This window comes from Pseudomonas sp. NPDC090752, assembly GCF_055584805.1.
In genome coordinates this window covers 396,303-422,317 of sequence record NZ_JBVJLI010000001.1, presented here as the reverse complement: position 1 = coordinate 422,317, position 26,015 = coordinate 396,303, and the positions used below count along the sequence as shown (strand labels likewise).

The 26,015-nt window shown below is 60.4% G+C and carries 29 protein-coding genes and 2 tRNA genes; 13 read left to right on the top strand and 18 right to left on the bottom strand.

The features are described from left to right. Nucleotides 1-4: 4 nt before the first annotated feature. Both ACZ6YA_RS01780 and ACZ6YA_RS01775 read right to left on the bottom strand, forming a co-directional pair. Nucleotides 5-81: transfer RNA gene (locus ACZ6YA_RS01780), tRNA-Val, on the bottom strand. A 160-nt stretch (nucleotides 82-241) separates the two neighbouring features. Further along, nucleotides 242-318: transfer RNA gene (locus ACZ6YA_RS01775), tRNA-Val, on the bottom strand. 202 nt (nucleotides 319-520) lie between these two features. On the opposite strand from ACZ6YA_RS01775, the gene ACZ6YA_RS01770 reads away from it, so the two are divergent. Then, entirely contained in the window at nucleotides 521-1,804 is a 1,284-nt protein-coding gene (locus ACZ6YA_RS01770) for an NAD(P)/FAD-dependent oxidoreductase (RefSeq protein ID WP_465895049.1), read from the top strand. Nucleotides 1,805-1,849: 45 nt separating this feature from the next. On the opposite strand, the gene ACZ6YA_RS01765 is transcribed toward ACZ6YA_RS01770, so the two are convergent. Then, on the bottom strand, nucleotides 1,850-2,536 hold the full coding sequence (locus ACZ6YA_RS01765; RefSeq protein ID WP_465895047.1) for a peptidase C39 family protein: 687 nt from the start codon (nucleotides 2,534-2,536) through the stop codon (nucleotides 1,850-1,852). Between the two features lie 193 nt (nucleotides 2,537-2,729). Here ACZ6YA_RS01765 and ACZ6YA_RS01760 point away from each other — a divergent pair, with 193 nt between their 5' ends. Next, nucleotides 2,730-2,933 (top strand): hypothetical protein, encoded by a 204-nt coding sequence (locus ACZ6YA_RS01760; RefSeq protein ID WP_465895046.1) that lies wholly within the window; start codon nucleotides 2,730-2,732, stop codon nucleotides 2,931-2,933. Here the strand turns inward: ACZ6YA_RS01760 and ACZ6YA_RS01755 are convergent. Both ACZ6YA_RS01755 and ACZ6YA_RS01750 read right to left on the bottom strand, forming a co-directional pair. Beyond that, on the bottom strand, nucleotides 2,908-3,660 hold the full coding sequence (locus ACZ6YA_RS01755; protein WP_465895045.1) for a TerC family protein: 753 nt from the start codon (nucleotides 3,658-3,660) through the stop codon (nucleotides 2,908-2,910). The genes ACZ6YA_RS01760 and ACZ6YA_RS01755 overlap by 26 nt on opposite strands. 25 nt (nucleotides 3,661-3,685) lie before the next feature. Further along, entirely contained in the window at nucleotides 3,686-3,925 is a 240-nt protein-coding gene (locus ACZ6YA_RS01750) for a hypothetical protein (RefSeq protein ID WP_465895044.1), read from the bottom strand. 132 nt (nucleotides 3,926-4,057) lie between these two features. On the opposite strand from ACZ6YA_RS01750, the gene nhaR reads away from it, so the two are divergent. The 3 genes from nhaR (at nucleotide 4,058) to ACZ6YA_RS01735 (ending at nucleotide 6,941) form a co-directional block, all read left to right on the top strand. Beyond that, complete coding sequence (gene nhaR, locus ACZ6YA_RS01745; protein ID WP_465895043.1) at nucleotides 4,058-4,951, top strand: transcriptional activator NhaR; 894 nt, start codon at nucleotides 4,058-4,060, stop codon at nucleotides 4,949-4,951. A 45-nt stretch (nucleotides 4,952-4,996) separates the two neighbouring features. Next, a complete protein-coding gene (sstT, locus tag ACZ6YA_RS01740; protein ID WP_465895041.1) occupies nucleotides 4,997-6,205 on the top strand; it encodes a serine/threonine transporter SstT in 1,209 nt (402 codons plus the stop codon). An 88-nt stretch (nucleotides 6,206-6,293) separates the two neighbouring features. Next, on the top strand, nucleotides 6,294-6,941 hold the full coding sequence (locus tag ACZ6YA_RS01735) for a YceH family protein (RefSeq protein WP_465895039.1): 648 nt from the start codon (nucleotides 6,294-6,296) through the stop codon (nucleotides 6,939-6,941). Between the two features lie 6 nt (nucleotides 6,942-6,947). Here ACZ6YA_RS01735 and ACZ6YA_RS01730 read toward each other — a convergent pair whose 3' ends face one another. From ACZ6YA_RS01730 to ACZ6YA_RS01690, 9 genes are all read right to left on the bottom strand, one after another. Continuing rightward, nucleotides 6,948-7,136, bottom strand: a complete 189-nt coding sequence (locus ACZ6YA_RS01730) for a hypothetical protein (protein WP_403126971.1) — start codon at nucleotides 7,134-7,136, stop codon at nucleotides 6,948-6,950. Nucleotides 7,137-7,195: 59 nt separating this feature from the next. Then, entirely contained in the window at nucleotides 7,196-8,758 is a 1,563-nt protein-coding gene (ahpF, locus tag ACZ6YA_RS01725) for an alkyl hydroperoxide reductase subunit F (protein WP_465895036.1), read from the bottom strand. A gap of 267 nt (nucleotides 8,759-9,025) precedes the next feature. Further along, on the bottom strand, nucleotides 9,026-9,589 hold the full coding sequence (ahpC, locus tag ACZ6YA_RS01720) for an alkyl hydroperoxide reductase subunit C (protein WP_465895034.1): 564 nt from the start codon (nucleotides 9,587-9,589) through the stop codon (nucleotides 9,026-9,028). Nucleotides 9,590-9,748: 159 nt separating this feature from the next. Next, nucleotides 9,749-12,139: a fimbria/pilus outer membrane usher protein gene (locus tag ACZ6YA_RS01715; RefSeq protein ID WP_465895033.1), complete on the bottom strand. Its 2,391-nt coding sequence runs from the start codon at nucleotides 12,137-12,139 to the stop codon at nucleotides 9,749-9,751. Nucleotides 12,140-12,234: 95 nt separating this feature from the next. Next, entirely contained in the window at nucleotides 12,235-12,969 is a 735-nt protein-coding gene (locus ACZ6YA_RS01710) for a fimbrial biogenesis chaperone (RefSeq protein WP_465895032.1), read from the bottom strand. 56 nt (nucleotides 12,970-13,025) lie between these two features. Further along, nucleotides 13,026-13,553, bottom strand: a complete 528-nt coding sequence (locus ACZ6YA_RS01705; RefSeq protein ID WP_465895031.1) for a fimbrial protein — start codon at nucleotides 13,551-13,553, stop codon at nucleotides 13,026-13,028. 181 nt (nucleotides 13,554-13,734) lie between these two features. Further along, nucleotides 13,735-15,090 carry a glutathione-disulfide reductase gene (gene gorA, locus ACZ6YA_RS01700; RefSeq protein WP_465895030.1) on the bottom strand — a complete coding sequence of 452 codons (1,356 nt, stop codon included), beginning with the start codon at nucleotides 15,088-15,090 and terminating at the stop codon, nucleotides 13,735-13,737. A gap of 98 nt (nucleotides 15,091-15,188) precedes the next feature. Next, the gene (galU, locus tag ACZ6YA_RS01695; RefSeq protein ID WP_465895029.1) at nucleotides 15,189-16,028 is read right to left on the bottom strand and encodes a UTP--glucose-1-phosphate uridylyltransferase GalU; all 840 of its coding nucleotides are present in this window, start codon (nucleotides 16,026-16,028) and stop codon (nucleotides 15,189-15,191) included. A 166-nt stretch (nucleotides 16,029-16,194) separates the two neighbouring features. Then, a complete protein-coding gene (locus ACZ6YA_RS01690; RefSeq protein WP_465895028.1) occupies nucleotides 16,195-16,554 on the bottom strand; it encodes a hypothetical protein in 360 nt (119 codons plus the stop codon). Between the two features lie 160 nt (nucleotides 16,555-16,714). Between ACZ6YA_RS01690 and ACZ6YA_RS01685 the strand changes: the two genes are divergently transcribed. The 8 genes from ACZ6YA_RS01685 (at nucleotide 16,715) to csrA (ending at nucleotide 22,445) form a co-directional block, all read left to right on the top strand. Beyond that, entirely contained in the window at nucleotides 16,715-17,017 is a 303-nt protein-coding gene (locus ACZ6YA_RS01685; protein WP_465895026.1) for a DUF1883 domain-containing protein, read from the top strand. A gap of 7 nt (nucleotides 17,018-17,024) precedes the next feature. Next, nucleotides 17,025-17,195 (top strand): hypothetical protein, encoded by a 171-nt coding sequence (locus ACZ6YA_RS01680; protein WP_465895025.1) that lies wholly within the window; start codon nucleotides 17,025-17,027, stop codon nucleotides 17,193-17,195. Between the two features lie 24 nt (nucleotides 17,196-17,219). Then, on the top strand, nucleotides 17,220-18,296 hold the full coding sequence (locus ACZ6YA_RS01675; protein ID WP_465895023.1) for an NAD(P)H-dependent flavin oxidoreductase: 1,077 nt from the start codon (nucleotides 17,220-17,222) through the stop codon (nucleotides 18,294-18,296). An 88-nt stretch (nucleotides 18,297-18,384) separates the two neighbouring features. Next, nucleotides 18,385-19,143: a molybdate ABC transporter substrate-binding protein gene (gene modA, locus ACZ6YA_RS01670; protein WP_465895021.1), complete on the top strand. Its 759-nt coding sequence runs from the start codon at nucleotides 18,385-18,387 to the stop codon at nucleotides 19,141-19,143. Continuing rightward, nucleotides 19,143-19,823, top strand: coding sequence for a molybdate ABC transporter permease subunit (modB, locus tag ACZ6YA_RS01665; RefSeq protein WP_465895019.1), 681 nt, complete (start codon nucleotides 19,143-19,145; stop codon nucleotides 19,821-19,823). The genes modA and modB overlap by 1 nt, the downstream gene beginning before the upstream one ends. A gap of 1 nt (nucleotide 19,824) precedes the next feature. After that, entirely contained in the window at nucleotides 19,825-20,916 is a 1,092-nt protein-coding gene (gene modC / locus ACZ6YA_RS01660) for a molybdenum ABC transporter ATP-binding protein (RefSeq protein ID WP_465895018.1), read from the top strand. A gap of 55 nt (nucleotides 20,917-20,971) precedes the next feature. Continuing rightward, complete coding sequence (locus tag ACZ6YA_RS01655) at nucleotides 20,972-21,994, top strand: DNA topoisomerase IB (RefSeq protein ID WP_465895016.1); 1,023 nt, start codon at nucleotides 20,972-20,974, stop codon at nucleotides 21,992-21,994. A gap of 253 nt (nucleotides 21,995-22,247) precedes the next feature. Further along, nucleotides 22,248-22,445 (top strand): carbon storage regulator CsrA, encoded by a 198-nt coding sequence (csrA, locus tag ACZ6YA_RS01650; protein WP_012315047.1) that lies wholly within the window; start codon nucleotides 22,248-22,250, stop codon nucleotides 22,443-22,445. Between the two features lie 57 nt (nucleotides 22,446-22,502). Here the strand turns inward: csrA and ACZ6YA_RS01645 are convergent, their stop codons facing one another. The 4 genes from ACZ6YA_RS01645 to ACZ6YA_RS01630 all read right to left on the bottom strand — a co-directional run bounded on the left by ACZ6YA_RS01645 (nucleotide 22,503) and on the right by ACZ6YA_RS01630 (nucleotide 25,863). Next, nucleotides 22,503-22,856, bottom strand: a complete 354-nt coding sequence (locus tag ACZ6YA_RS01645; protein ID WP_465895015.1) for a response regulator — start codon at nucleotides 22,854-22,856, stop codon at nucleotides 22,503-22,505. A 12-nt stretch (nucleotides 22,857-22,868) separates the two neighbouring features. Beyond that, complete coding sequence (locus tag ACZ6YA_RS01640) at nucleotides 22,869-24,314, bottom strand: ATPase domain-containing protein (protein WP_465895012.1); 1,446 nt, start codon at nucleotides 24,312-24,314, stop codon at nucleotides 22,869-22,871. 4 nt (nucleotides 24,315-24,318) lie between these two features. Continuing rightward, complete coding sequence (locus ACZ6YA_RS01635; RefSeq protein ID WP_465895011.1) at nucleotides 24,319-25,479, bottom strand: two-component system sensor histidine kinase NtrB; 1,161 nt, start codon at nucleotides 25,477-25,479, stop codon at nucleotides 24,319-24,321. 84 nt (nucleotides 25,480-25,563) lie between these two features. Then, complete coding sequence (locus ACZ6YA_RS01630; protein WP_465895009.1) at nucleotides 25,564-25,863, bottom strand: hypothetical protein; 300 nt, start codon at nucleotides 25,861-25,863, stop codon at nucleotides 25,564-25,566. Nucleotides 25,864-26,015: the final 152 nt, after the last annotated feature.

Genomic DNA, 26,015 nt, shown 5'->3' with positions numbered 1-26,015 from the left:
TGTTTGGTAGGCACAATTGGACTCGAACCAACGACCCCCACCATGTCAAGGTGGTGCTCTAACCAACTGAGCTATGTGCCTGTCGTGTGGTGCGCATATTAGTGATCGAATGCGTACCTGTAAAGCGTTTTTTTCAAAAAAATCAAAAACTTTCAGAAGCCTGCCGCACCGGCGGCACTTTCCCTGCAGAGCAGACAGAAAGCAAAAAAGGCGACCCTTTCGGATCGCCCTTTCTGATGTTTGGTAGGCACAATTGGACTCGAACCAACGACCCCCACCATGTCAAGGTGGTGCTCTAACCAACTGAGCTATGTGCCTGTCGTGTGGTGCGCATTCTACGCATTCCAAAACCGGTGTCAACACTTTTTTTTCGCGCTAACTTACTGAATCTTAAACCCTTTATAGAGAAGGGCCGCTCAGGATGCCGGAAAGGATTTTCAACGGACGACTAGCGGGTGTTTATTATTATTGATAGCATCGGTACATTCGTTAAAAATATAACACACGAGGTTCCTGCAACATGGCTAACACCCCCTACCCCCAGTCCTACTACGCCGCCTCGGCTAACCCGGTGCCGCCACGTCCGGCGCTGCAGGGTGAGGTGGAAACCGATGTGTGCATCATCGGCGCCGGCTACACCGGCCTGTCCAGCGCGCTGTTCCTGCTGGAAAATGGCTTCAAGGTGAGCATCGTCGAAGCGGCTAAGGTCGGCTTCGGCGCATCGGGCCGCAACGGCGGGCAGATCGTCAACAGCTACAGCCGCGACATCGATGTCATCGAACGCACCGTTGGCCCCAAGCAGGCACAACTGCTCGGCCATATGGCCTTCGAAGGCGGCCGCATCATCCGTGAGCGCGTGGCCAAGTACAACATCCAGTGCGACCTGAAAGACGGTGGCGTGTTTGCCGCGCTGACGTCCAAGCAGATGGGTCACCTGGAATCGCAAAAGCGCCTGTGGGAGCGCTTTGGCCACAACCAGCTGGAGCTGATGGACCAAAAGCGTATCCGTGAAGTGGTGGCCTGCGACAGCTATATCGGCGGCATGCTGGACATGAGCGGCGGCCACATCCACCCGCTGAACCTGGCCCTGGGTGAAGCGGCCGCGGTCGAATCGCTGGGCGGCATCATCTACGAACAGACCCCGGCCATCCGCATCGAGCGTGGCGCCAACCCGGTCGTTCACACCCCGCAGGGTAAGATCCGCGCCAAGTTCATCATCGTCGCCGGTAACGCCTACCTGGGCAACCTGGTGCCTGAACTGGCCGCCAAGTCAATGCCATGCGGCACCCAGGTGATCACCACCGAACCGTTGAGCGACGAGCTGGCTCGTACTCTGTTGCCGCAGGACTACTGCGTCGAAGACTGCAACTACCTGCTCGACTACTACCGCCTGACCAGCGACAAGCGCCTGATCTTCGGCGGTGGCGTGGTCTACGGTGCGCGCGACCCGGCCAACATCGAAGCGATCATCCGCCCGAAGATGCTCAAGGCCTTCCCGCAACTGAAGGACGTCAAGATCGACTACGCCTGGACTGGCAACTTCTTGCTGACCCTGTCGCGCCTGCCGCAGGTCGGCCGTATCGGCGACAACATCTATTACTCGCAGGGTTGCTCGGGCCACGGCGTGACCTACACACACCTTGCAGGCAAGGTGCTGGCCGAGGCGCTGCGTGGCCAGGCCGAGCGTTTCGACGCATTCGCCGGCCTGCCACACTACCCGTTCCCGGGTGGCCAGATGCTGCGCGTGCCGTTCAGCGCCATTGGTGCTTGGTACTACAGCCTGCGCGACCGCCTGGGCTTCTGATGCAATCGGTGCCGGGCTCTTCATAATTATCCCGGCACTGAAGCGCTACCGTCCCAGGCTATTCACCGCCTGCTTCGCCGCCACCTCCTGACCCGCCCGGGACAGTTCGTCGGCAGCCTGCAGCCAGCGCTGTCGGTCCACCTGGGCCGGCAGTTGCCGAGGCGGCTGTATCAGCACCGCCCAACTCCCTTCCTTCACCCACGCCGACTCGAAATCGTCGAAGGTCATCAACTGCCGTCGATGCATGCCAGAGCGCAGCAACACCCGCTGCTTGTAACGGTCATAGCCGATCAGTAACGCATAGCGCGGCTCGCTCCACCACGCCGAACCTTCCTCATAGCGCAATAGCACCGGGTTGCCGGCGGCTACCTGGGCCAGCAAGGCATCGAGCTGTTTGTCCAGCGGGTATACAACCATGCCGTAATCACGCGCCACGCGAGGAATACTGGTGGCCAGCGACTCGACGCCCTGGGGTAGGTTCAATGGTTTGTCCAGCAGCCCTGGGGTAATCGGTGCACCCTGCTGCGACAACAATGCCGCCAGGGCCATGGCCCCGCTGTGGTTGGCGTTACCGCGATAGAACGGCACGCTGCTGATTTCGACCCGCTGTGGCAGCCCCTTGAGCGTTGCCGGTGGCGCGCTTGCACACCCGCTCACGCTTGCCGCGATCAGGCACGCCAGCAACAGGCGGCGTGGGCCGAGGCCCCACGATTTGAAAGTAGGAAGTTGCATGGACACTCGCTTGTTCTGACACCAGGCCACCGATCATAGGGCCCAGCGCCGCGCCGGTATAGCCCGACGCAGGCTTGGAACCAAACGAACCAAGCAATAGACCTTCGATCAATGGAACGTCACAAACGCGGAGCTAGACTAAAGCAGTGTCTGGAGGGTGAGCCGCGGGCTGGCCCGAGAGAAGGAGGCACACATGAGTATGACTGTGGCAATTCTCATGCTGGTGGGTATGTGGCTTAGCGTCGCTGCCGCCATGTTATGGGGTGTTTTGCGTATCGTCCGGCGTCATTCACACCATCAACACTTGCCGCCACAGGCCGCGGTCAAACCGCAGCCTGCGAAAGGGGCGCAACACGCCCCTCGGCATCGTCTTAGCCCTCAGCCGCCTCACGCTTGAGCCGTGCACGGCGAGCGAAGATGTTGAGCATTTCGATCACTGTCGAGAAGGCCATCGCCGCGTACACATAACCCTTCGGTACGTGGGCACCGAAGCCTTCGGCGATCAGGGTCATGCCGATCATGATCAGGAAGCCCAGGGCCAGCATCACCACGGTCGGGTTGTCGTTGATGAAGTTGGCCAGCGGGTCGGCGGCCACCATCATGACGACCACGGCAGCCACTACGGCAATGATCATGATCGGCAGGTGCTCGGTCATGCCCACGGCGGTGATGATGCTGTCGACCGAGAAGACGATGTCCAGCAACAGGATCTGAAAGATCGCGGCCGCGAAGCCTAGGGTGACCGTGGAAGACACCTTGGCTTCTTCCTTGGCGCCATGCGGGTCGACGCTCTCGTGGATTTCCTTGGTCGCCTTCCACAGCAAGAACAGGCCACCGGCGATCAGGATCACGTCCTTCCAGGAGAAGGCATTGCCGAACACTTCGAACACTGGGTCGGTCAACTGAACGATCCAGGCCACGGTGCTGAGCAGCGCCAGACGCATGACCAGTGCCATGCTGATACCGATACGGCGTGCCTTGGAGCGGTACTCGACTGGCAGCTTGTTGGTCAGGATCGAGATGAAGATCAGGTTATCGATACCCAGTACGACTTCCATGGCCACCAAGGTGGCGAGGGCTACCCAGGCGGTGGGGCTTGCGGCGAGTTCCAGCAAATATTCCATTTTTCAGTCCTGCAACGGTTCTGGGTCAGATGTCCTGGGTCTTGTCTTGCGCTTCGGCGTCCTTGGGCTTCTGGCCCTCGGTGCCGATGGCATCGCTCAATGCGTCTTGCGCCGCCTTGTTGGTGTCATCGATGGCCTGCTTGGCCGACTTGGCGGCCTGGTCGAGCATCTGCTGGGCGGATTTTTCGGCTTGGTCGCAGCCGACAAGGCTGAACAGGGCCAAGGCTAGCACCAACGGTGTGCCGATGGATTTGAGTTGCAGCATGGGGTCCTCGCTTGTCGATATCCCGGCGGCGCGCAATGCGCCTGATGGGAGCGAATTTTAAACATGCAGATACATCAGGAAAATTCGTATTTTCAGCGGCTATACTTCGGTTTTTACGAATCGAGAATATCGATGCTCAATTATCGCCAGTTGCATTATTTCTGGGCCGTGGCCAAAACCGGCAGCATTGCCCGTGCCAGTGAGCAACTGAACCTGACGCCGCAGACCATCAGCGGGCAGATCAGCCTGTTCGAGCAGACCTACGGCCTGGAGCTGTTCCAGCGGGTCGGCCGGCAACTTGAGCTGACCGAAACCGGCCGCCAGACCCTGGTGTATGCCGAACAGATGTTTCAGCTGGGTGGCGAGTTGGAGGCCATGCTGCGCGCCGGCCCGCAGGAGCAGATCCTGTTCCGCGTGGGTGTGGCCGACGTGGTGCCCAAGTCGATCGTCTACCGCTTGCTCGCGCCCACCATGGAATTGGATGACGTACTGCGCATCAACTGCCGTGAAGACAAGCTGGAACGTCTGCTGGCCGACCTGGCGATCCAGCGCCTGGACCTGGTGATTTCCGACAGCCCCATGCCCAATCACCTGGACATCAAGGGCTACAGCCAGAAGCTCGGCGAATGCGGCCTGAGTTTTTTCGCCACCAAGGCTCTGGCGCAGCGCCATGCCGGTGGCTTTCCTGCCGGCCTTCACGATGCCCCCTTGCTGATTCCCGGCCAGGAGACCGTAGTGCGCAGCCGCCTGTTGCGCTGGCTCGAAGAACAGCAGGTTCAACCGAGGATCGTTGGAGAGTTCGATGACAGTGCCTTGATGCAGGCGTTTGGCCAGTCTGGCAGCGGCATTTTTGTAGCCCCGAGCGTGATCGCCGAGGAAGTATGCCGCCAGTACGGTGTGGAGCTGATCGGTCAGACGGACGCGGTGCAAGAGTCGTTCTACGCCATTTCAGTGGAGCGCAAAGTCAAGCATCCTGGGATCGTGGCGATCACCGAGGGCGCGAGAAAGGAGTTGTTTCATTGGTGACGTGATAAAGTCGCGCGCTTTGACGTTACCGAGACTTCGCTGCACATGGCCCCCATCCTTCGACTTCTAAGCCGCACCAGCCTGGTGACCCAGATCGTCATCGGCCTGATCGCCGGCATCGCCCTGGCCCTCATCGCGCCAGCCATCGCCCGCGACCTGGGCTTTCTCGGCAAGGTGTTCGTCAGTGCCCTCAAAGCCGTGGCGCCGGTGCTGGTGTTCATCCTGGTCATGGCTTCGATCGCCAACCATCGCCATGGCCAGGAAACCCATATCCGGCCCATCCTTTGGCTGTACCTGCTGGGCACCTTCGCTGCCGCGGTGGTGGCCGTGGTCGCCAGCATGCTGTTCCCTTCGCACCTGGCCCTGAGCACCGGCGAGGCCACGCTGAGCGCCCCCGGCGGTATCAGCGAAGTGATGCAGAACCTGCTGCTGAGCGCCGTCGACAACCCGATCAACGCCCTGCTCAATGCCAACTTCATTGGCGTGTTGACCTGGGCCATCGGCCTGGGTGTAGCCTTGCGCCATGCAGGTGAAACCACCCGCACCGTGGTCGAGGACCTCTCGAATGGCGTGACCCTTATCGTACGCGTGGTGATCCGCTTCGCCCCGCTGGGTATCTTCGGCCTGGTCAGTTCCACCCTCGCCCAGTCCGGCTTGAACGCTCTGCTGGGCTACCTGCATCTGCTGGCGGTGCTGATCGGCTGCATGCTGTTCGTGGCGCTGGTGATGAACCCGTTGATCGTGTTCTGGAAGATACGCCGCAACCCTTATCCGCTGACGTTGCTGTGCCTGCGCGAGAGCGGCATTACAGCATTCTTTACACGCAGCTCGGCCGCCAACATTCCGGTCAATCTGGCACTGTCGGAGCGCCTGGGCCTGCATGAAGACACTTACTCGGTGTCGATTCCGCTGGGCGCGACCATCAACATGGCCGGCGCGGCCATCACCATCACCGTGCTGACGCTGGCTGCGGTGCACACGCTGGGCATCCCGGTCGACCTGCCGACCGCTGTGCTGCTGAGCGTGGTCGCGGCTATTTGCGCCTGCGGTGCCTCGGGCGTGGCCGGCGGCTCGCTGCTGCTGATTCCGCTGGCCTGCAGCCTGTTCGGCATTCCCAGCGAAATCGCCATGCAGGTGGTGGCGGTGGGTTTCATCATCGGTGTGTTGCAGGATTCGGCGGAGACTGCACTGAATTCGTCGACCGATGTGCTGTTCACTGCGGCGGCCTGCGAGGCCGAAGAGCGTCGCAGCTGAAATGGCAGGGGCCGCGATGCGGCCCCGATTGCCTTGAGCGTTGGCTTTACCTACGCTAGTGGCCTTTTCCTCGCAATGAGACAGGGCCATGTCAGAACACCAAACCGCAGACGAAGGCCGCTTCACCAGTGTCGAGATCCGCATTCTCGGCGCACTGATCGAAAAACAGGCCACCAGCCCGGAAAGCTACCCCCTGACCCTCAACGCCCTGCTCTTGGCGTGCAACCAGAAGACCAGCCGCGAACCGGTCATGAACCTGACTCAAGGCCAGGTCGGCCAGGCCCTGCGTGTCCTTGAAGGCAAAGACATGACCCGGCTGCAGATGGGCAGCCGCGCCGATCGCTGGGAGCAGCGCGTGGACAAGGCGTTGGAGCTGGTACCGGCGCAGTTGATCCTGATGGGGTTGATGTTCCTGCGCGGGCCGCAGACTCTCAACGAGTTGCTGACCCGCAGCAACCGCCTGCACGACTTTGACGACACCGAACAGATCCAGCACCAGCTCGAACGCCTGATTTCGCGCGACCTGGCCCTGCATCTGCCACGCCAGGCTGGCCAACGCGAAGACCGCTATACCCATGCGCTCGGCGATCCGGCAGAAGTCGAGGCGATTCTCGCCGCACGCCAGCAGGAAGGGGGCAGCCGCAGCAGTGGTGGCAATGTTTCGGAAGAACGGATCGAAGCCCTCGAAGCACGGATTGCAGCGCTGGAAGCGCGCCTGGCCGAGCTCGAAGGCTAAGGTATTTCAGTGTTCAGGCTCAGGAAAGTTGCGGCAACTTTTGCGTTCGGCCAGCTCCCGGTCACTGGGGCGCTGGTCGACGAACACGGTGCGGCCGTCGGCGTAGATTTCCAGGTAGCCCCAGTGCAGGTCCTGCTCTTTTTGCCCAGGCTGTGGCGGCACTAACCACCAGGGTTCGCGGCTGATCAGGGTCATGGGTGAGATTCCTGAGAGTGTCTGGGGTAATGATAGACACCCTCAGGTTCGTGGCAGATTTACGCCGGTGCCGTGGTGCGAATCAGGTGGTCGAAGGCCGACAGCGAGGCCTTGGCGCCCTCCCCCACGGCGATCACGATCTGCTTGTACGGCACCGTGGTCACATCACCTGCCGCGAACACGCCAGGAATGTTGGTCGCGCCCTTGGCGTCGACGATGATCTCGCCGCGCGGCGACAGCTCGACCGTGCCCTTGAGCCAATCAGTGTTCGGCAGCAGGCCGATCTGCACGAAGATGCCTTCCAGCGCCAGATCATGCAGTTCGTCGGTGGTGCGGTCCTTGTAGCGCAAGCCGGTGACTTTATCGTCATGGCCGAGCACTTCGGTGGTCAACGCACTGGTGATCACCTTGACGTTCGCCAGGCTGTGCAGTTTGCGCTGCAGCACGGCGTCGGCACGCAGCTGACCGTCGAATTCGATCAGCGTCACCTGGGCGACGATACCGGCCAGGTCGATGGCTGCTTCCACGCCGGAGTTGCCGCCGCCGATCACCGCCACACGCTTGCCTTTGAACAACGGACCGTCACAGTGCGGACAGTAGGCCACGCCACGGCCGCGGTATTCCTGCTCACCCGGCACGTTCATTTCACGCCAGCGGGCACCGGTGGCGAGGATCACTGTCCTGGCCTTGAGCGAGGCGCCGCCGGCCAGGCGCACTTCATGCAGACCGCCGTCGGTGGCCGGGATCAGCGCTTCGCCGCGCTGCAGGTTCATGATATCGACGTCGTATTGCTTGACGTGTTCTTCCAGCGCCGTGACCAGCTTCGGCCCTTCGGTTTCCTGAACCGAAATGAAGTTCTCGATGGCCAGGGTGTCGAGTACCTGTCCACCGAAACGCTCGGCGACGACACCGGTGCGGATACCTTTACGTGCAGCGTAGATGGCTGCCGAGGCACCGGCAGGACCACCGCCGACCACCAGCACGTCGAACGCATCCTTAGCGTTGATCTTTTCGGCCTGGCGGCTGCCGGCGTTGGTGTCGAGCTTGCCGAGAATTTCTTCCAAGCCCATGCGGCCCTGCCCGAAGACCTCGCCGTTCATGTAGATGCTCGGCACCGCCATCACCTTGCGCGACTCGACTTCAGGCTGAAACAGCGCGCCATCGATGGCCACGTGGCGCACGTTGGGGTTGAGCACCGCCATCAGGTTCAGTGCCTGGACCACGTCCGGGCAGTTCTGGCACGACAGCGAGAAGTAGGTTTCGAAGGTGAATTCGCCTTCCAGCGCCTGGATCTGTTCGATCACGTCGCTACTGGCCTTGGACGGGTGGCCACCGACTTGCAGCAGCGCCAGTACCAGGGAGGTGAATTCGTGGCCCATGGGGATGCCGGCAAAACGCAGGCTAATGTCTGCCCCCGGGCGATTGAGCGAGAACGAAGGACGACGGGCGTCGGTACCGTCCGCGCTGAAGGTAATCAGGTTCGACAAGCTAGCGATTTCCACCAGCAGGTCGTGCAGTTCGCGGGACTTCGCGCCGTCGTCGAGGGAGGCAACGATCTCGATCGGCTGGGTGACCCGCTCCAGGTAGGTTTTCAGTTGCGATTTAAGCGTGGCGTCCAACATACGGGCGATTCCTTTTTCGAATTTCGGATACAAAAACGCCCAGGCACTAGCGCCCGGGCGTTTGGCGGGGCAATGAGATTTTCAGCTTTGGCGGCTGCTCACCGCCCACGACTGGCGCATGACCGGATTTTCGTTCGAGAAGTGCCTGCGCAGCGATCAGGCAAGGCGAAAACAGGCGAGGAAGCGGAGTTGACAGGTTGTCAATGAGCATTCCGAGGCTGTTTTCAACGTAGCATGGTCGTCGCGCAGGCGCTTATCGGGCGAAAATTAGATCTTGCCGACCAGGTCCAGCGATGGAGCCAGCGTCGCTTCGCCTTCTTTCCACTTGGCCGGGCAGACTTCACCTGGGTGAGCGGCAACGTACTGGGCAGCCTTCACTTTGCGCAGCAGTTCGGCTGCGTCACGGCCAACGCCGCCGTCGTTCAGCTCGACGATCTTGATCTGGCCTTCCGGGTTGATCACGAAGGTGCCGCGATCGGCCAGGCCGGCTGCTTCGATCAGTACGTCGAAGTTGCGCGAGATGATGTGGGTCGGGTCACCGATCAGCGGGTACTGGATCTTGCCGATGGTGTCCGACGTGTCGTGCCAGGCTTTGTGGGTGAAGTGGGTGTCAGTCGACACACCGTAGATTTCCACGCCCAGCTTCTGGAACTCGGCGTAGTTGTCGGCGAGGTCACCCAGTTCGGTCGGGCAGACGAAGGTGAAGTCGGCCGGGTAGAAGAACACGACAGACCATTTGCCTTTCAGGTCGGCTTCGCTGACCTGGACGAACTCGCCCTTGTGGTAAGCAGTGGCGTTGAACGGTTTGACCTGGCTGTTGATGATTGGCATGAGAGACACTCCTTCATGGGGTTGGAATCAGTTGATGGAGTGAATCCTAACCGCTGGTCGCCATTAAGGCTCATTGGCAAAGCTCATGCGGGTAATTGGTTTTGGCTATAAAGACTCGAATATCGTAGATCATTTGATTGTTAAGCTGAGCATTCAGGCTCACGTGGCCGTATGACTGGCCTGCTTGCAAATAACAATTGCCTGCTCTGACGACGGCTCCGACGCAAACCAGCATTGCTCATCTTCGCCATCCCCCCACACCACCTGCCACTTGTCCTGGTAGTCGCTGCTGCGTAAGTACAACAGGCTACCCTGTCCAACCAAACCAATCTCTTCGCCTTGTTCATTCAGTATCTGCGCGCCGAACGGCAGCGCCGCTCCATCGCGCAAACGGGCCTCGAGCACCTGAAAGTTTCCACTGCGCGTCGGATAATGCAGCAGCGTCACTGCCCCAGCACGCGGTACCACGGATTGGCCGGTGAGTTGCAGCTCGACATCGCGAGAGGTGCCATTGGGGTCAAGCTCCACATCGTTCAGCTCGTACGGCGATAGCGTTGGCAGTACGGCATATCCGCGCCGATCGATGCGTGACTGGGGGGACTGTCGAATGCTTGCGCCAAGGGCGCCTGGGGCCTGCACGATGGCAAAACTTTCGCCCAACGAAGGCGCCGGTGTCACGCCGCCAGCATGAGCGACCAAGCCCCCACGCATGCCCAATGACAGCTGCCGATACCCAGGTCGAGTGGCCAGCGAGCCGCTGATCTCACCGGCGGAGCCACTGTGGCGCAGATTCGCGTCCAGGCCCGCCTCGCTGCGCGCATGCTGCTGGTGGGTCGCTGCCAATCCATAACCCCATTGCCCCCGTTCGCCACCGACATCACTCCAGCGTATGTTGGAATTACTGCGCCCTGCCGCATCGATGTTGACGCCACTGCTCAGGGTTGCGCGCCGATGTTTACCGAAGGGGATGCTGGCATTTAAGGTGTAGGTCGTGACTGGTGACTCTGAAGCGCGTCTTTCACGATTGATGTTTAGCCCGTAAGTCAAAGCACCCCAGTAGTTGCTGTAGGCCAGGGAGAATCCCTTTCTTCGTCCTCCCCTCTGCCAGTCACGACGGTCACTGGCCGTGAAGCTCACGCGCCCCAGTGGGTTACCTAAATGCTGGTTCATGCTCACCTGCAACCGTCTTTGCAGCCGCTTGGTCCGCCCTGTGCGAGTCGCATCGACGAACTCATCGAAACTGCTATAGCCGGCGCTGGTGCTTTGGATCAGCGTTGCGGCAAGGTCCGTACCGGGCGCCACAAGTCGATGGCGCCAGCTCCCGCGTATTGCATGGCCATCCGCGGCCTGCCCCGAGGATAACGTGGCCCGGCTTTGTAAATGGGTCAAACCAAAAGCCCCCACACCACTGTGTATTGCAGCGCCCATGGCACTGGCAAGGTAGTCTTCTGCGAGCCAGGTACCGCCATGTACGCTCAAGTGGTTGTCCAGTCCCTGCTGCCAGCTGCCTTGGATAAAGCTTGGGCCGGTAAGGCCTGATTCGTTACGCCAAACTCCACTGCTCAGTTCGAAGCGGCTTGTACCGGGTCGCAAAGACAAGGGCGCCGTCTGATTAGGGAGTACGAAGTTGCGCACAGTGCCATCCGCTTCGCGCAGTGTCACTTCAAGCTCATCGCTGGCACCACTGGCATACAGGTCATCTATTTCGAAGGGGCCGGGAGCAACCGTGGATTCATGCAGTAACACGCCCCCCTGGCGAATACTCAACAAGGCGCTGCTATTGGCCACCCCACGAACAGTCGGTGCAAAACCGCGAAACGCTGGAGCAATCATGCGCTCGTCCGTCGCAAACCGTACGCCACGAAATGCGCTACCAGGAAACACGCCAGCCCTGCTATAGCCATCGCCCAGGGTGAGCTGCGCCGACCAGGCCGGGACGTCCGTTCTGACCGATGTGGCGCCCGCTGTATAGCGGGATGCCGTAGTGCCTGAAGCCTGCCAGTTACCCTCATGACGCCAGTACCAGTTCCCGGTATTGAGCCCGCTGCGCATCCCCAGAAAGGCTTGCTGAGAGTGCCTGCGCTGTTGCAGATCCTGACGTTGGTAGTGGTTGAAGGTGTAATTGACGAAGCCAGCGGTGACGCCGCTGTCCCATTGATCGGGAGGTAGATACCCTGCTGGCTGCCGGCGCAGGGCACCCTGCGCAATTTGCAGGTCCAGACGTAGGTTGCTGAAATCCAGCGTTTCAGCAGCAACGACTCCGAGCTTGTCCAGCGCAACACACGCGTTATTGCCCGCCAGGACTTCGCGAACCCTACTATCCAGTTTCTGTACATCCAAGCCGAACCTGTCCAACAGTGTTTCACTGTAACAACCGACAAGCTGCCCAGTCCGTGGCTGAATCTGCAACAACACGAAGTGGCGCCCTTTCCACTGCTGGTTCAGTGTAACGTCGAGGCTGTAGTTACCCTCCTGCGCTGATGCATCACGCTCGAAGCGACGCAAATCGGTCGAGGTACCTTGCCGTAGCAAGGCACCGTCGAATTCCACGCCTGCTGCTTCAGTTACACCCTGCGTGCATAAACATCCCGCGAACAGCGGGACACAAGGATGAAGCCATCGGCCCTTGCGACCCCACCAGCGGTTCACTCCCCCCATGTCATTCTGACAGCCGCTGGAGCTTCCCGCACGGCACCGTAGTCATCGATAAATGAGTAATTCAGCTCTACGGCATCGGTTCGCCTTAGCCCCTCAAGCGCGAAGCGGGTGCTCGAGAAAGGTGGGACGTGGCTAGGTTTCAGGCTGATCACCTGCTTACCCTGGTGGATGTCCAATTTCGCCAGATGGACAAAGTACGGCCCGGCGTTGTCTGCCTGTACCGCCCATTCTTGGCCTGCACGCGTGACTCGCCAGGTGATGTCTCGATGGGCATCAGCTGCCCTTCCCGGCAAGCCTTGCGGGCGATACAGCAACTTGATACGAGAACGCAATGAAAACTGCAGGTAATTGCCCGAACCCTTGGGCGGTACTTCCAGGACATTGAGCCAAAACAAGCGCTCGCGATCCGGCGGCATGGCCTCGCCCGTGTGGAACACCCTGAGGCTTTGTGCCTTGCCCGCATCCAAGCGGAACAGCGGCGGCGTCATGCTGAACGGCACACGCAACTGCTCCAGCGGTACGTTAACGTCCCCGTCATCGATCCAGGCCTGAACGAGTGAGGGGTAGCTGCCGACATTGCTCAGCTTCACAGTGACTTCATGCTGCTCGGCGGGGAAAATCACACGCGTGCCGTTGATGACCACGCTGGCATTGACCTGCATCGAAAACAGACACACAGCCAGCAGCGCTCCACGCGCAAGGACGTTGAGGTTGATACTCATGAGGTGAGCTCGGGGTATGCAAAAGATACAGCCCCAGCAGGGGCTGCATGAGTCACTTAGAGGTACACCAACGAATACTGTACGTTGGACGTCACCGGCCCTGGTGTAGCCGAACCCGTTGCGAAATACTGCACGAAGAACACCAAGTCAGCCCGACCGTTGAAAGGCGCCCGTACTTGCGCATTTTGTAATCCACTTGCAGCCGAGAGATCCATCACTTCCTGGCCGTTGTTGAGCAATTGCAATTGGACGTTGCCCGCACCGCCCTCAGCCAGGTTAAGGCGGCCTTCCGGACTAATGTTCGGCCCCTCCAGGTACGTCGTCACTTCAGTGACCGAAGGTGGACAATCCTGCACTTCAAGCACAAATCTCGTCAGCCCAAAAACATCTCCTGCACGCTTCAAACGAGGGGCATCTACCGTAGGTAGGTTGACCGCTACATCACCGCCTCCGCTTCCGACCACGCAGGTCGACGGTACAACCTGGCCTGCAAAGCTGATCTGGCCTCGTTCAGCTTGCGCTGCTCCCGTCCACACCAGCAGGGCGCTACCCACTGTAAACAGCACTTTCGATAAAGTGTTCATGCGAACCCTCCCAATTGGCAGATATGAACGACCAGCACGCTGCCAGCCGACGCCGATTGCCCGGCGCCGGTCCAGTATCACTGAGGGGGTATCTAAAAGACGTCGGGGGGGTTGTTCAAAAAGTCTGGAAAGTGGGACCCTGACAGTAGGAAAGTTGCACCGAAGCGCAACATCCAATGAATCAGCGCGTTACGGTACGCATAGTCACGAACTCTTCGGCGGCCGTTGGGTGTACACCGATGGTTTCGTCGAACTGCTGCTTGGTCGCACCCGCCTTGAGCGCAATCCCCAAACCCTGAATGATCTCGCCAGCGTCAGGCCCGACCATGTGGCAACCCAGCACCTTGTCGGTCTCGGCATCCACCACCAGCTTCATCAGGGTTTTCTCCTGGATGTCGGTAAGGGTCAGCTTCATGGCGCGAAAGCGGCTCTCGAAGATCTGTACCTTGTGCCCGGCCTCCAGTGCCTGCTCTTCGGTCAGGCCCACGGTACCGATGGGCGGCTGGCTGAACACTGCCGTGGGGATGTTCTGGTAATCCACCGGGCGGTACTGCTCAGGTTTGAACAGGCGTCGGGCAACCGCCATGCCTTCGGCCAGGGCCACCGGAGTCAGCTGCACCCGACCGATCACATCGCCGATGGCCAGGATCGATGGCGCAGTGGTCTGGTACTGCTCGTCAACGCGAATGTAACCGCGCGAGTCCAGCTCTACACCCGTGTTTTCCAGGCCCAGATTGTCGAGCATCGGGCGCCGGCCAGTGGCATAGAACACGCAATCGGTGATCAGCTCGCGACCGTCCTTGAGGGTGGCCTTGAGGCTGCCGTCTTCCTGTTTTTCAATGCGCTGAATGTCGGCATTAAACTGCAAATCCAAGCCGCGCTTTTCAAGCTCTTCTTTTAAATGGGTACGGACCGAACCATCGAATCCGCGCAGGAACAGATCGCCGCGATAGAGCAAGGTGGTATTGGCACCCAGGCCCTGGAAGATCCCGGCAAACTCTACGGCAATGTAACCGCCGCCCACCACCAGCACACGACGTGGCAACTGCTTGAGGTAGAACGCCTCGTTGGAGGTGATGGCCAGTTCCTTGCCTGGGATATCCGGCACCTGCGGCCAGCCGCCGGTGGCGATCAGGATGTGCTTGGCGCTGTAACGCTGGCCTTCCACTTCCACTTCGTTGGCCGCAGTAATGCGCGCATGTCCTTGCAGCAGGGTCACGCCGCTGTTGACCAACAGATTGCGGTAGATGCCGTTCAGGCGCTCGATTTCGCGGTTCTTGTTGGCGATCAGGGTGCCCCAGTCGAAATGGCCCTCTTCCAGGGTCCAGCCGAAGCCTGCGGCCTGCTCCAGCTCATCGGCGACGTGGGCGCCGTACACCAACAGCTTCTTGGGTACGCAACCGACGTTGACGCAGGTACCGCCCAGGTAGCGGCTCTCGGCCACTGCCACTTTTGCACCAAAGCCCGCAGCGAAGCGCGCCGCGCGCACACCGCCGGAACCGGCGCCAATCACGAACAAATCAAAATCGTAGGCCATGTTTTCAGTCTCCTTGGCTGGCGCTCAGCATACCGCCGTTGGCCGCCACAAACAAAAAAGCCACCCCGAAGGGTGGCTCGTCGACCTGCAGGGCCGAATCAGTAGGCCTTGCCGGCCTTGTAGAAATGCTCAAAGCAGAAGTTGGTCGCCTCGATGTAGCCTTCGGCACCACCGCAGTCGAAACGCTTGCCCTTGAACTTGTAGGCAATCACGTTACCTTCGGCAGCCTGCTTCATCAGCGCATCGGTGATCTGGATCTCGCCACCTTTGCCCGGCTCGGTCTGTTCGATTTTCTCGAAGATGTCCGGAGTCAGGATGTAACGACCGATGATCGCCAGGTTGGAAGGCGCGTCTTCCGGCTTTGGTTTCTCGACCATGGCGTCGACGCGGAAGATACCGTCCTTGATTTCTTCACCGGCGATGACGCCGTACTTGTTGGTTTCCTGCGGATCGACTTCCTGGATGGCGACGATCGAGCAGCGGTACTTCTTGTACAGCGCGACCATCTGTGCAAGCACGCCATCGCCATCGAGGTTGACGCACAGGTCGTCCGCCAGCACTACCGCGAACGGCTCGTCACCGATCAACGGACGACCCGTCAGAATGGCGTGCCCCAGGCCTTTCATTTCGGTCTGGCGGGTATAGGAGAACGAGCACTCGTCGAGCAGGCGACGGATACCGACCAGGTATTTTTCCTTGTCGGTGCCCTTGATCTGGTTTTCTAGCTCGTAGCTGATGTCGAAGTGGTCTTCCAGCGCGCGCTTGCCGCGGCCGGTGACGATGGAAATCTCGTTCAGGCCAGCGTCCAGTGCCTCTTCAACGCCATACTGGATCAGTGGCTTGTTGACCACCGGCAGCATTTCCTTGGGCATGGCTTTGGTAGCAGGCAGGAAGCGAGTGCCGTAACCGGCTGCCGGGAACAAGCATTTCTTGATCATAAACGTCCTTAAACAAAGGCAGACACTGTGGAATTCGGCGCAGTCTAATCAGGCGGCAGTCACCTTACAATGCCCCGCCTGCGGCCGACCGATGGGATCATAGAGATAACCCAGTGTAGATAGTTCCTACGAATCGTGAAGATTAAGACCGTCGACCTGCCGCCGATCAGCTACCCGAGATGCATTTGGTCGCCGCCGTGCGCACATCGCCAAGGCGCAGCGGGAAGTTGTTCAGGCGCTCATGCAGCTTGATACTGCTGCCGTTGCCGCGTTTGTCGATGTCCACCAACGCCGCTGGCCCGGCACCGGAGGTGAGCTTCTGCGGCACGATCAAGCGCAAGCCGTCATCCCGTTTTTCCTCGACCAACGGCTCACGGGTATCGGCCAACTCTTGTTTCACACAATCGGCATACTCTCGCGGCGATTTACCCGAGATCACGTCGAGGGTTTCGTGTGACTGCTCAAGTTCCGACACGCTGACACACCCCCCAAGCGCCAGGGACAACGCCGCTACCATCCACTTCATTTGCAACACCTCAGTTGTCAGAAATGGGTTCGACCGCAATCAGGCACTTTTGCTCCGTCCTTTGGCATATTTATCCGGCAGCCTGCCATCAGGCGCGGCAGCGCATCCCGACATCGTGGTATCGTTCGCGTTTGCAGAAACAAACCTTGCGGAGCACCCCATGAAATTCGTACACCAGCGCGAGCACCTCAACGAGGACGATATCGTCGTCATCGAGTGTTCTCAGCGCTGCAATATCCGCCTGATGAACGACGCCAACTTCCGCAGCTTCAAAAATGGCGGTCGACACACGTACCACGGCGGCCACTTCGACCAGTTCCCGGCCAAGATCACGATACCCAGCACCGGCTTCTGGAACATCACCATCGACACCGTGACCACCCGCCCGATCTCGGTCACGCGCAAGCCAACCTTGACCCACAAGATCAAGATCATCCGTCGCTCGTCGTCGAAACTTAGATAAGACTGCCATGACCCAGAACATCAAGTACGTCATCAAATACAAGCTGGACGGTGAGCGCCGTTGGGATTTCGCCGTGATGCCCGACGCCTCGCAAGAGCAAGCGCTGGATGCCTTGCGCAAGATCCACGGCGGCGACGCCGAAAAGATCAGCGACATTCAGGTAAGCAAGGCTCTGTAAGGCTGCACGTCCAAGGAGAAGCGCATGAGCAACTGGCCCGACCGTCGTATTCTCGATCTGCTGGGCATCGAGTTGCCCATCCTCCAGGCCCCCATGGCCGGTGCCAGCGGTTCGGCTCTGGCCATTGCCGTGGCCAATGCTGGCGGCCTGGGCGCCCTGCCCTGTGCCATGCTCACGGGCGAGCAGCTGCGTGGGGAAATTACTGCTTTTCGCAACGCTTGCCCGGGCCGCCCGCTGAACCTCAATTTCTTCTGTCACCAACCGCCCGAGCCCGACAGCGAGCGCGATGCGCGCTGGAAGCAGGCACTCAAACCGTATTACGAAGAAGTCGGCGCCGATTTTGAGGGGCCCACCCCGGTTTCCAACCGCGCGCCGTTCGATGAGCAGAGTTGCCAACTGATCGAGCAATTGCGTCCAGAGGTAGTGAGCTTCCACTTCGGCCTGCCAGAAGCGGCACTGCTGCAGCGGGTCCAGGCCGCTGGGGCCAAGGTGCTCTCCAGTGCCACTACGGTTGAAGAAGCCCTCTGGCTAGAAGCCAATGGCTGCGATGCGATCATCGCCATGGGCTATGAAGCCGGCGGCCATCGCGGAATGTTCCTCAGTGAAGACATCACCAGCCAGATCGGCACCTTTGCCCTGGTGCCGCAAATTGCAGACGCGGTGAGCGTACCGCTGATTGCCGCGGGCGGCATCGCTGATCATCGTGGCCTGGTCGCGGCGCTGGCCCTTGGCGCTAGCGCCGTGCAGATCGGCACGGCCTACCTGTTCTGTCCCGAGGCCAAGGTGTCCCCGGCCCACCGCCGTGCGCTGGACAGCGCATCGGCCAGCGACACGGCCTTGACCAATCTGTTCACCGGGCGCCCCGCACGCGGCATCAACAACCGCATCATGCGCGAGCTGGGGCCGATGAATGCACTGGCGCCGCGCTTCCCGCTGGCCGGGGGGGCGCTGATGCCTCTGCGGGCGATTACCGACCCTCAAGGTAATAGCGACTTCAGCAACTTGTGGTCGGGGCAAGCATTGCGCCTGGGCAAGCCCGCCCCTGCTGAGCAGTTGACGCGGGAGATTGCCAACAAGGCGTTGGCGATTGTTGTGCGCTGAAAAGATACAGCCTGGACAGCCTCTTCCCGGCCAATGGCCTATCGCTATATAGTTGCCGCTATAACGATAACCCCAAGGAGCTGTCTTCATGCGTATCCGTTTGCCCCATCTGGCCGTCGCCGTCTTCGCCAGCCTGTTCTCTCTCAACAGCGCCTGGGCCGACGAGGTGCAGGTTGCGGTCGCCGCCAACTTCACCGCGCCAATCCAGGCCATCGCCAAGGACTTCGAGAAAGACACCGGCCACAAGCTGATCGCCGCCTATGGCGCGACCGGGCAGTTCTACGCACAGATCAAAAACGGTGCGCCGTTCGAAGTGTTCCTTGCCGCTGACGACAGCACCCCGGCCAAGCTCGAACAAGAAAAGGAAATCGTCCCTGGTTCGCGCTTTACTTACGCCATCGGCACCCTGGCACTGTGGTCGGCCAAGGAAGGTTACGTGGATGCCAAGGGTGAAGTTCTGAAGAAAAACGCGTACAAGCACCTGTCCATCGCCAACCCGAAAGCGGCGCCTTATGGCCTGGCCGCGACTCAGGTGCTGGATAAGCTGGGGTTGACCGATGCCACCAAAGGCAAGCTTGTCGAAGGGCAGAACATTACCCAAGCCTTCCAGTTCGTCTCCACCGGTAACGCGGAACTGGGTTTCGTCGCCCTGTCCCAGATCTTCAAGGACGGCAAGGTGACCAATGGCTCGGCCTGGATCGTACCTTCCAACCTGCATGACCCGATCCGCCAGGATGCAGTGATCCTCAACAAGGGCAAGGACAATGCGGCTGCCAAGGCGCTGGTCGATTACCTGAAAGGCCCTAAAGCGGCTGCGGTGATCAAGTCCTACGGTTATGAACTCTAATGCCACTGGATGCCAGTGACCTGGGTGCAATCTGGCTGACTATCAAGCTGGCCAGCCTGACCACCCTGATCCTGCTAATCATTGGCACGCCCATCGCCTGGTGGCTGGCGCGCACGCGCTCCTGGCTGCGCGGGCCTGTGGGCGCTGTGGTGGCACTGCCGTTGGTGCTGCCACCGACGGTGATCGGCTTTTACCTACTGATCGCCCTCGGCCCGCATGGCTGGATAGGCCAGGCCACCCAGGCGCTGGGCCTGGGTAGTGTGGTGTTCAGCTTCACCGGTTTGGTGATCGGTTCGACGGTTTATTCCATGCCGTTTGTAGTGCAACCCCTGCAAAACGCCTTCGGCGCCATTGGCCAGCGCCCGCTGGAAGTCGCCGCAACGCTGCGCGCCAGCCCGTGGGACACCTTCGTCCACGTGGTGCTGCCGCTGGCGCGGCCGGGTTTCATTACCGCCAGCATTCTCGGCTTCGCCCACACCGTGGGCGAGTTCGGCGTGGTACTGATGATCGGTGGCAACATTCCGGACAAGACCCGTGTGGTCTCGGTGCAGATCTTCGATCACGTCGAGGCCATGGAATATTCGCAGGCCCACTGGCTGGCCGGTGCCATGCTGGTGTTCTCGTTCCTGGTGCTGCTCCTGCTGTACGCTGGGCGCCGCGGCAAGGCTGGCTGGAGCTGAAATGAGCGGATCGATTGTGGCGCGCCTGAAACTGGCCCGCGACGACTTCACCTTGGATGTCGACTTGCAACTGCCTGGACGTGGCATCAGCGCGCTGTTTGGCCACTCAGGTTCGGGCAAGACCTCATGCCTGCGCTGCCTGGCCGGGCTGGAGCGGGCTGCCAGCGCGTATATCGAAATCAACGGCGAAGTGTGGGAAGACAGCGCACGCGGCTACTTTCAGCCCCCGCACCTGCGGCCGGTGGGCTACGTGTTCCAGGAGGCCAGCCTGTTCCCGCATTTGTCGGTGCGCGGCAACCTGGAGTTTGGCTGGCGGCGGATGGCCCCCGAGGAGCGCAAAGTCAGCCTCGATCAGGCGTGCCAATTGCTAGGCATCGGGCACCTGCTTGAGCGCAGACCTGCCACCTTGTCCGGTGGCGAAGCCCAGCGCGTCGGGATCGCCCGCGCATTGCTCAGCAGCCCTCGCCTGCTGTTGATGGACGAACCCCTGGCCGCGCTGGACGGGCCACGCAAACGCGAAATCCTGCCTTACCTGGAGCGGCTGCACGACGAACTGGACATCCCACTGGTGTACGTCAGCCATGCCCAGGACGAAGTGGCACGGCTGGCCGATCACCTGGTGCTGTTGGAGCAAGGGAAGGCCATGGCCAGTGGGCCAATCGGTGAAACGCTGGCCCGCCTGGACCTGTCGCTGGCCCAGGGCGAGGACGCCGGCGTGGTGTTCGAAGGCCTAGTGGTCGGCCATGACCCGCATTACGACCTGCTTGATCTGCGCCTGCCCGGCAGCGATGCACCCCTGTTGCGTATCGCGCACCCGGCGCACAGCATGGGCAGCACTTTGCGCGTCAAGGTGCAGGCCCGCGACGTGAGCCTCGCGCTGGCAGCAGACAGCACTTCGAGCATCCTTAACCGGTTGGCGGTGCGAGTAACAGAGGCGTGCCCGGCAGACAACCCGGCGCATGTGTTGGTCAGCCTGGATGCCGGCGGCAACCCATTGCTGGCACGCATCACCCGTTTTTCGGCGGATCAGCTCGGTCTCCACCCAGGTCAGGCGCTGTACGCTCAGATCAAGTCGGTGGCGCTATTGGGCTGAGCATCAGGCGATCAGCCGCTGTCCATTGCTCAGAGACCTGATCGAGGCCGCCGCAATGCTCGACTGCACCTTGCCCCCCAGCCTGCATTACGTTGACGACAGCCAGCCCGGCCTGAGCCGGCGCCGATGGCGCGACCGCTTCATCTACCTCGATATGCAGGGCCAGCGGGTGCGCGATGCTGAAACCCTGGCGCGCATCGCCGCGTTGGTCATCCCCCCTGCCTACACCGATGTTTGGATCTGCGCCGACCCGCAAGGCCACCTGCAAGCCACAGGGAAGGACGCACGTGGGCGCAAGCAGTATCGCTATCATGCGCAGTGGCGTGAGCTGCGCGACCAGCACAAGTATGGGCGGATGCTGGCTTTCGCCCAGACACTGCCCAAGCTTCGCGCGCAACTGGAGGCCCACCTGGCCCGCCCAGGGCTGGACCGGGAGAAGGTCATGGCACTGGTCGTCAGCCTGTTGGACCACACCCTGATCCGCATTGGCAACCAGCGCTATCTGCGCGACAACAAGTCCTATGGGCTGACCACCCTGCGTAACCGCCACGTAAAGGTCGAAGGCAGTACCATCCGCTTCCAGTTCCGTGGTAAACGCGGCGTGGAGCATAACGTCACCCTGCGCGACCGACGCCTGGCAAACCTGCTCAAACGCTGCATGGAGCTGCCTGGGCAGGCGCTGTTCCAATACCTGGATGAAAACGGCCAGCGGCACAGCATCGGTTCCAGTGAGGTCAACCAGTTTCTACAGCAGCTCACGGGGGCTGATTTCACCGCCAAGGATTACCGCACCTGGGCCGGCAGCAGCCTGGCGCTGAGCCTGCTCAGGCCCTTGGCTTGGGAGCCGGAAAGCGAAGCCAAGCGCCAGGTTGCGACTATCGTCAAGCAAGTCGCCGCACGCCTGGGCAATACCCCAGCCGTGTGCAGACGCTGTTACATCCATCCTGCGGTGCTTGAGCATTACGCGCTGGGCCGCCTGACAAACTTGCCAGGGCGTCGCGTGCGCAAAGGCCTGGAGCCGGAGGAGGTTGCGCTGCTGCTGTTTCTCCGGGCGCTGGAAGAAGCACACGATGATTGAGCGCGGCTATTTCCCTCATCGTTCAGAGAAATTTCCCATTCGGCCCGAAGCCCCCTATCCTTGCCAGCGAGCACCTCCACCGACACCCTTATTGCGTTCAACTTCGCTGCCTGCAACTCAAGAAGGCCAACAGAATTTGATCTTCGGGGAATTAATATCCGCCGAAAGCGTCTTTAATGAGAAGGAAGAGGGACAAGCTCCCACCGCTGCGGCACTTAGCCTGGCGGATTTCTACATCACCAAGGAGAACTACATGCTGATACTCACCCGTAAGGTTGGCGAAAGCATCGTCATCAACGATGACATCAAAGTCACCATTCTGGGCGTCAAAGGGATGCAGGTGAGGATTGGCATCGATGCACCCAAAGACGTTCAGGTGCACCGCGAAGAAATCTTCAAGCGCATCCAGGCTGGCAGCCCCGCGCCGGAAAAACACGACGACCAACACTGAGTGCTTCGCTTCAAGCCGCACGGATGCGCTTGATCGGGTGATTGGCATACCCAGGCCTCAGGTGCCGAGCAATTCGCGCACCTTGGCAATCATCCTGTCCATGTCGAACGGTTTGTCGAACACTGCGGCGAATAAGTCCGGGCGTCCTTTGTTGGCCTGGGCGCCGCTCATCAGAATCACCGGCAGGTCGGGCAACTCCAATTCTTCACGTATTGCCTTGGCAAGTTCTTCACCATTGAGCACCGGCATCATGTAGTCGGTGATCACCAACTCCACGCGCTTGTCTTTTAACGCCTCCAGGGCCTTGCGCCCATTGCTCGCCTTTTCCACCAGAAAACCTTCATCCTCCAGGGCAAAGCCCAGGATGTCGGCGATCAGGTATTCGTCATCGACGATCAGGATGGTGTTCATCTACTGGCCCCGTCACCCGCTCCCTTGCGGCACCGGCGTCCCTGAGAGCACGCCACATGCGCCCTTGAAAGCCTTGCACAGGTTGATCCCATGCGGGCCGATGAGCAGTTCGTGCAACGCAGGGTCATGTTGGCTGTCGCGCACTTTGAGAATCGACAACATACGCCGTAACTCGGACTCAAGCTCGACGAATCGCATCAGCATGAGGTTGTCGACGATGCTCGACAGGTCAGGCGCCGGGGCGGTGATTTCCGAGCCGAACAGGTCGCGCATTTCCCAGGTGAGCATGACACTGACATCACGTGCCCGCAGCTCGCCAGCCAGCGCCCGGAAGAACGCGTTGAGCCGCGCCGGGTCGACCGCCAGGCGGCTGAACGCGCCCAGGCTATCGATCAGCACACGCTTGCTGCCCTGCTGCTCGACACATTCGAGCAGTCGCGCACCTACCTGGTCCAGCAACCCTTCGGTTGTCGGCTGCCAGCACAATTGCAAGGCGCCTTGCCGTTCCAGCTCGGCAAAATCGTATCCCAGCGACGCGGCCTTCAGGCGCAACCGCGCTGGTGTTTCGTAGAATCCGAAATGCAGCGCGGGCGCATCGCTAGTGGCGGCGCCAAGAAACGCCAGGCCCAGGGAGGTCTTGCCAATCCCCGAAGGGCCCATCAAAAGGCTGACCGAGCCTGCGGCCAACCCGCCGCCCAGCATGTCATCCAGTGCCTGTACGCCTGTGGTGACCCGCGACAATGTGGCGGAGCCCAACTGGCTGGGGTGACTGTAAAGTGACTCCAGGCGCGGATAGACATGCATCCCTGCCTCATCGATCAAGCATTCATGGCGCCCGGACAGTGAGCCGCTGCCGCGCGTCTTGCGCAGCTGTATATGGCGCACGGCGCGGCTGCCAAGCAGCTGCTCGCCCAACTCGATGACGCCATCGACCATGGTGTGCTCCGGGCTGCCCTCATCCAGCCGCGCGCTGGTCAGCAGTAGCACGGTACACCCGGCAAAGGCGGCATGGCCCTGCAGTTCCGAAACGAACTTCTTGGTGTCCAATGTGGTTTCAGCGCGTACCCGGGCGTTGAGCACGCCATCGACGATCAACAGGCTGGCCTGCTGCCGCACGATCTCCTGGCGGAGCAACTTGACCACCGCGTCCAGCCCTTCCTGTTCGAGGGTATCGAAGGCGCTGACGAATTGAATCTGGTCACCGACCAGGGTCGGGTCGAAAAAATCGAGGGTCGCCAGGTACTGGAACAGCCGCTCATGCGACTCGCTGAGCAAGGTCGCTACCAGTACCCGGCCACCATTGCGCACATGGCCATAGGCCAACTGGTTGGCAAGAATGGTCTTGCCCGCCCCAGGCGGTCCTTGAACGATGTATGAAGCGCCCGCAACCAAACCGCCCATGAGCAGTGCATCGAGCCCTTCAATTCCCGTCAACAGTCGATTGAGTGTCTGAACCATGGGGCTACCTGCGGGGTTGTGTATCTGCATCCTGCTGGGACGCTGGCAAATACAGGCGCATGCAGGTGCCCACGCCAACCGTGCTGTCCACAGTGATTGCACCATTGCTTTGCTTGGCGAAGCCGTAAGCCTGGCTGAGCCCAAGGCCTGTGCCCTTGCCGAACGGCTTGGTGGTGAAGAAAGGCTCGAAGATGCGCAGCAGCACCTGCGAGTCGATACCCGCCCCGTCGTCACTAACTTCGAAGCACACGAACGGCCCGTACAACCCATCCACTTCACCGTTGAGCGCAACAGCATCGAGCGCAATGCAGATCGTGCCGCTCTCGCCGATTGCGTCACGGGCATTGAACAGCAAGTTGAGCAGGACCATCTGCAGTTGTCCCGCGTCCACCTCGATGAAAGGCAAGCCAGGTTGCAGCCGCTCTTGCAGAACAATCTCGCGAGGCAAGGCGTGCTCCAGCAGGCTTCGTGTCGAAGCCAGCACCGTAGCGGGCGCAATAAGGCTGACTTCCAGCTGTCGATGACGGGCAAAGGTGAGCAGTTGCTGCGTCAGTTCCGTCCCCCGCTGACCAGCATCGAGAATGTGCTCGAGCATGCGCTGCACGCGAACCGTGTCCTGACTGCCCAGGGCCAACTTCGCCGAGGTGATGATGATGGTCAACAGGTTATTGAAGTCATGTGCCAGCCCCCCGGTCAGCTGGCCCAGCGCTTCGAGCTTTTGCGCCTGGAACAGTTGCGCACGAACGGCGTCCAGTTGCAGTGCCGATTCGCGCCGATCGGTAATATCGCGGGTAACCTTGGCCAGGCCAATGATCTGCCCCACGTCGTCGCGAATCACGTCAAGGGCGGCCAGTGCCCAGAACTGCGTACCGTCCTTGCGCAACCGCCAGCCCTCATCCTGGGCCACACCTTGTTCCATAGCCTGCTTGAGAAGAAAGTCGGGGCGCCCTTCCGCACAATCCTGAGGTGTGAAGAACAGCGAAAAATGCCGACCGATCACTTCCTCTGCACGGTAACCCTTGATGCGCTCGGCTCCCGCATTCCACGACACCACGCGGCCCGAAGGGTCAAGCATATAGATGGCGTAGTCCACCACCGATTGCACCAGCTGCTCATAGCGGCTGGCGGGCATGACAGGGTGATCGATGCAGTCAGCCGAAACCATGCAAACTCCACAGGCGCAGCGGGAGGGACGTAGTGAGCTTAGCCAATACTACTCGCTTAGGTCAGGCTGCGTGGTAGCGGATCATCAATGCTCACGCTCGACGAGCACAGGGCTGATCCGCCTCGGCATCGCCGCTTTCAACAGCCACAGCCCCACGAACGAGATCAGGACACCAGCGCCCAGCGCCGTCAGCCGCTGATCCAGGGGATGCTCGGCATCAAAGCCGAGCATCAGCAGATAGGCGCCTACACAGATCAGGCTGAAATAGAGGAAAGCTCCCATGAGCACGACCAACATGAATAGCAGACGCCAGATCAGCCTTGGGCGGACAATGCGCCTGTGAGCGTTTGATTTGCTGCCCTGCATCATGGCACTTGCACTCATTGGATCCAACCAGAAGGCTCACAGTGGCCTAATGGCAGCATGGTGTCAATTGCCCGTTAGATCACATCTCCGTACCTTTGATCATAGGTGCTGTAGTTGACTCAAATATAACAATGGGTTATAAAGCGCCCTTGATTGCCAGGCCCTTCTGC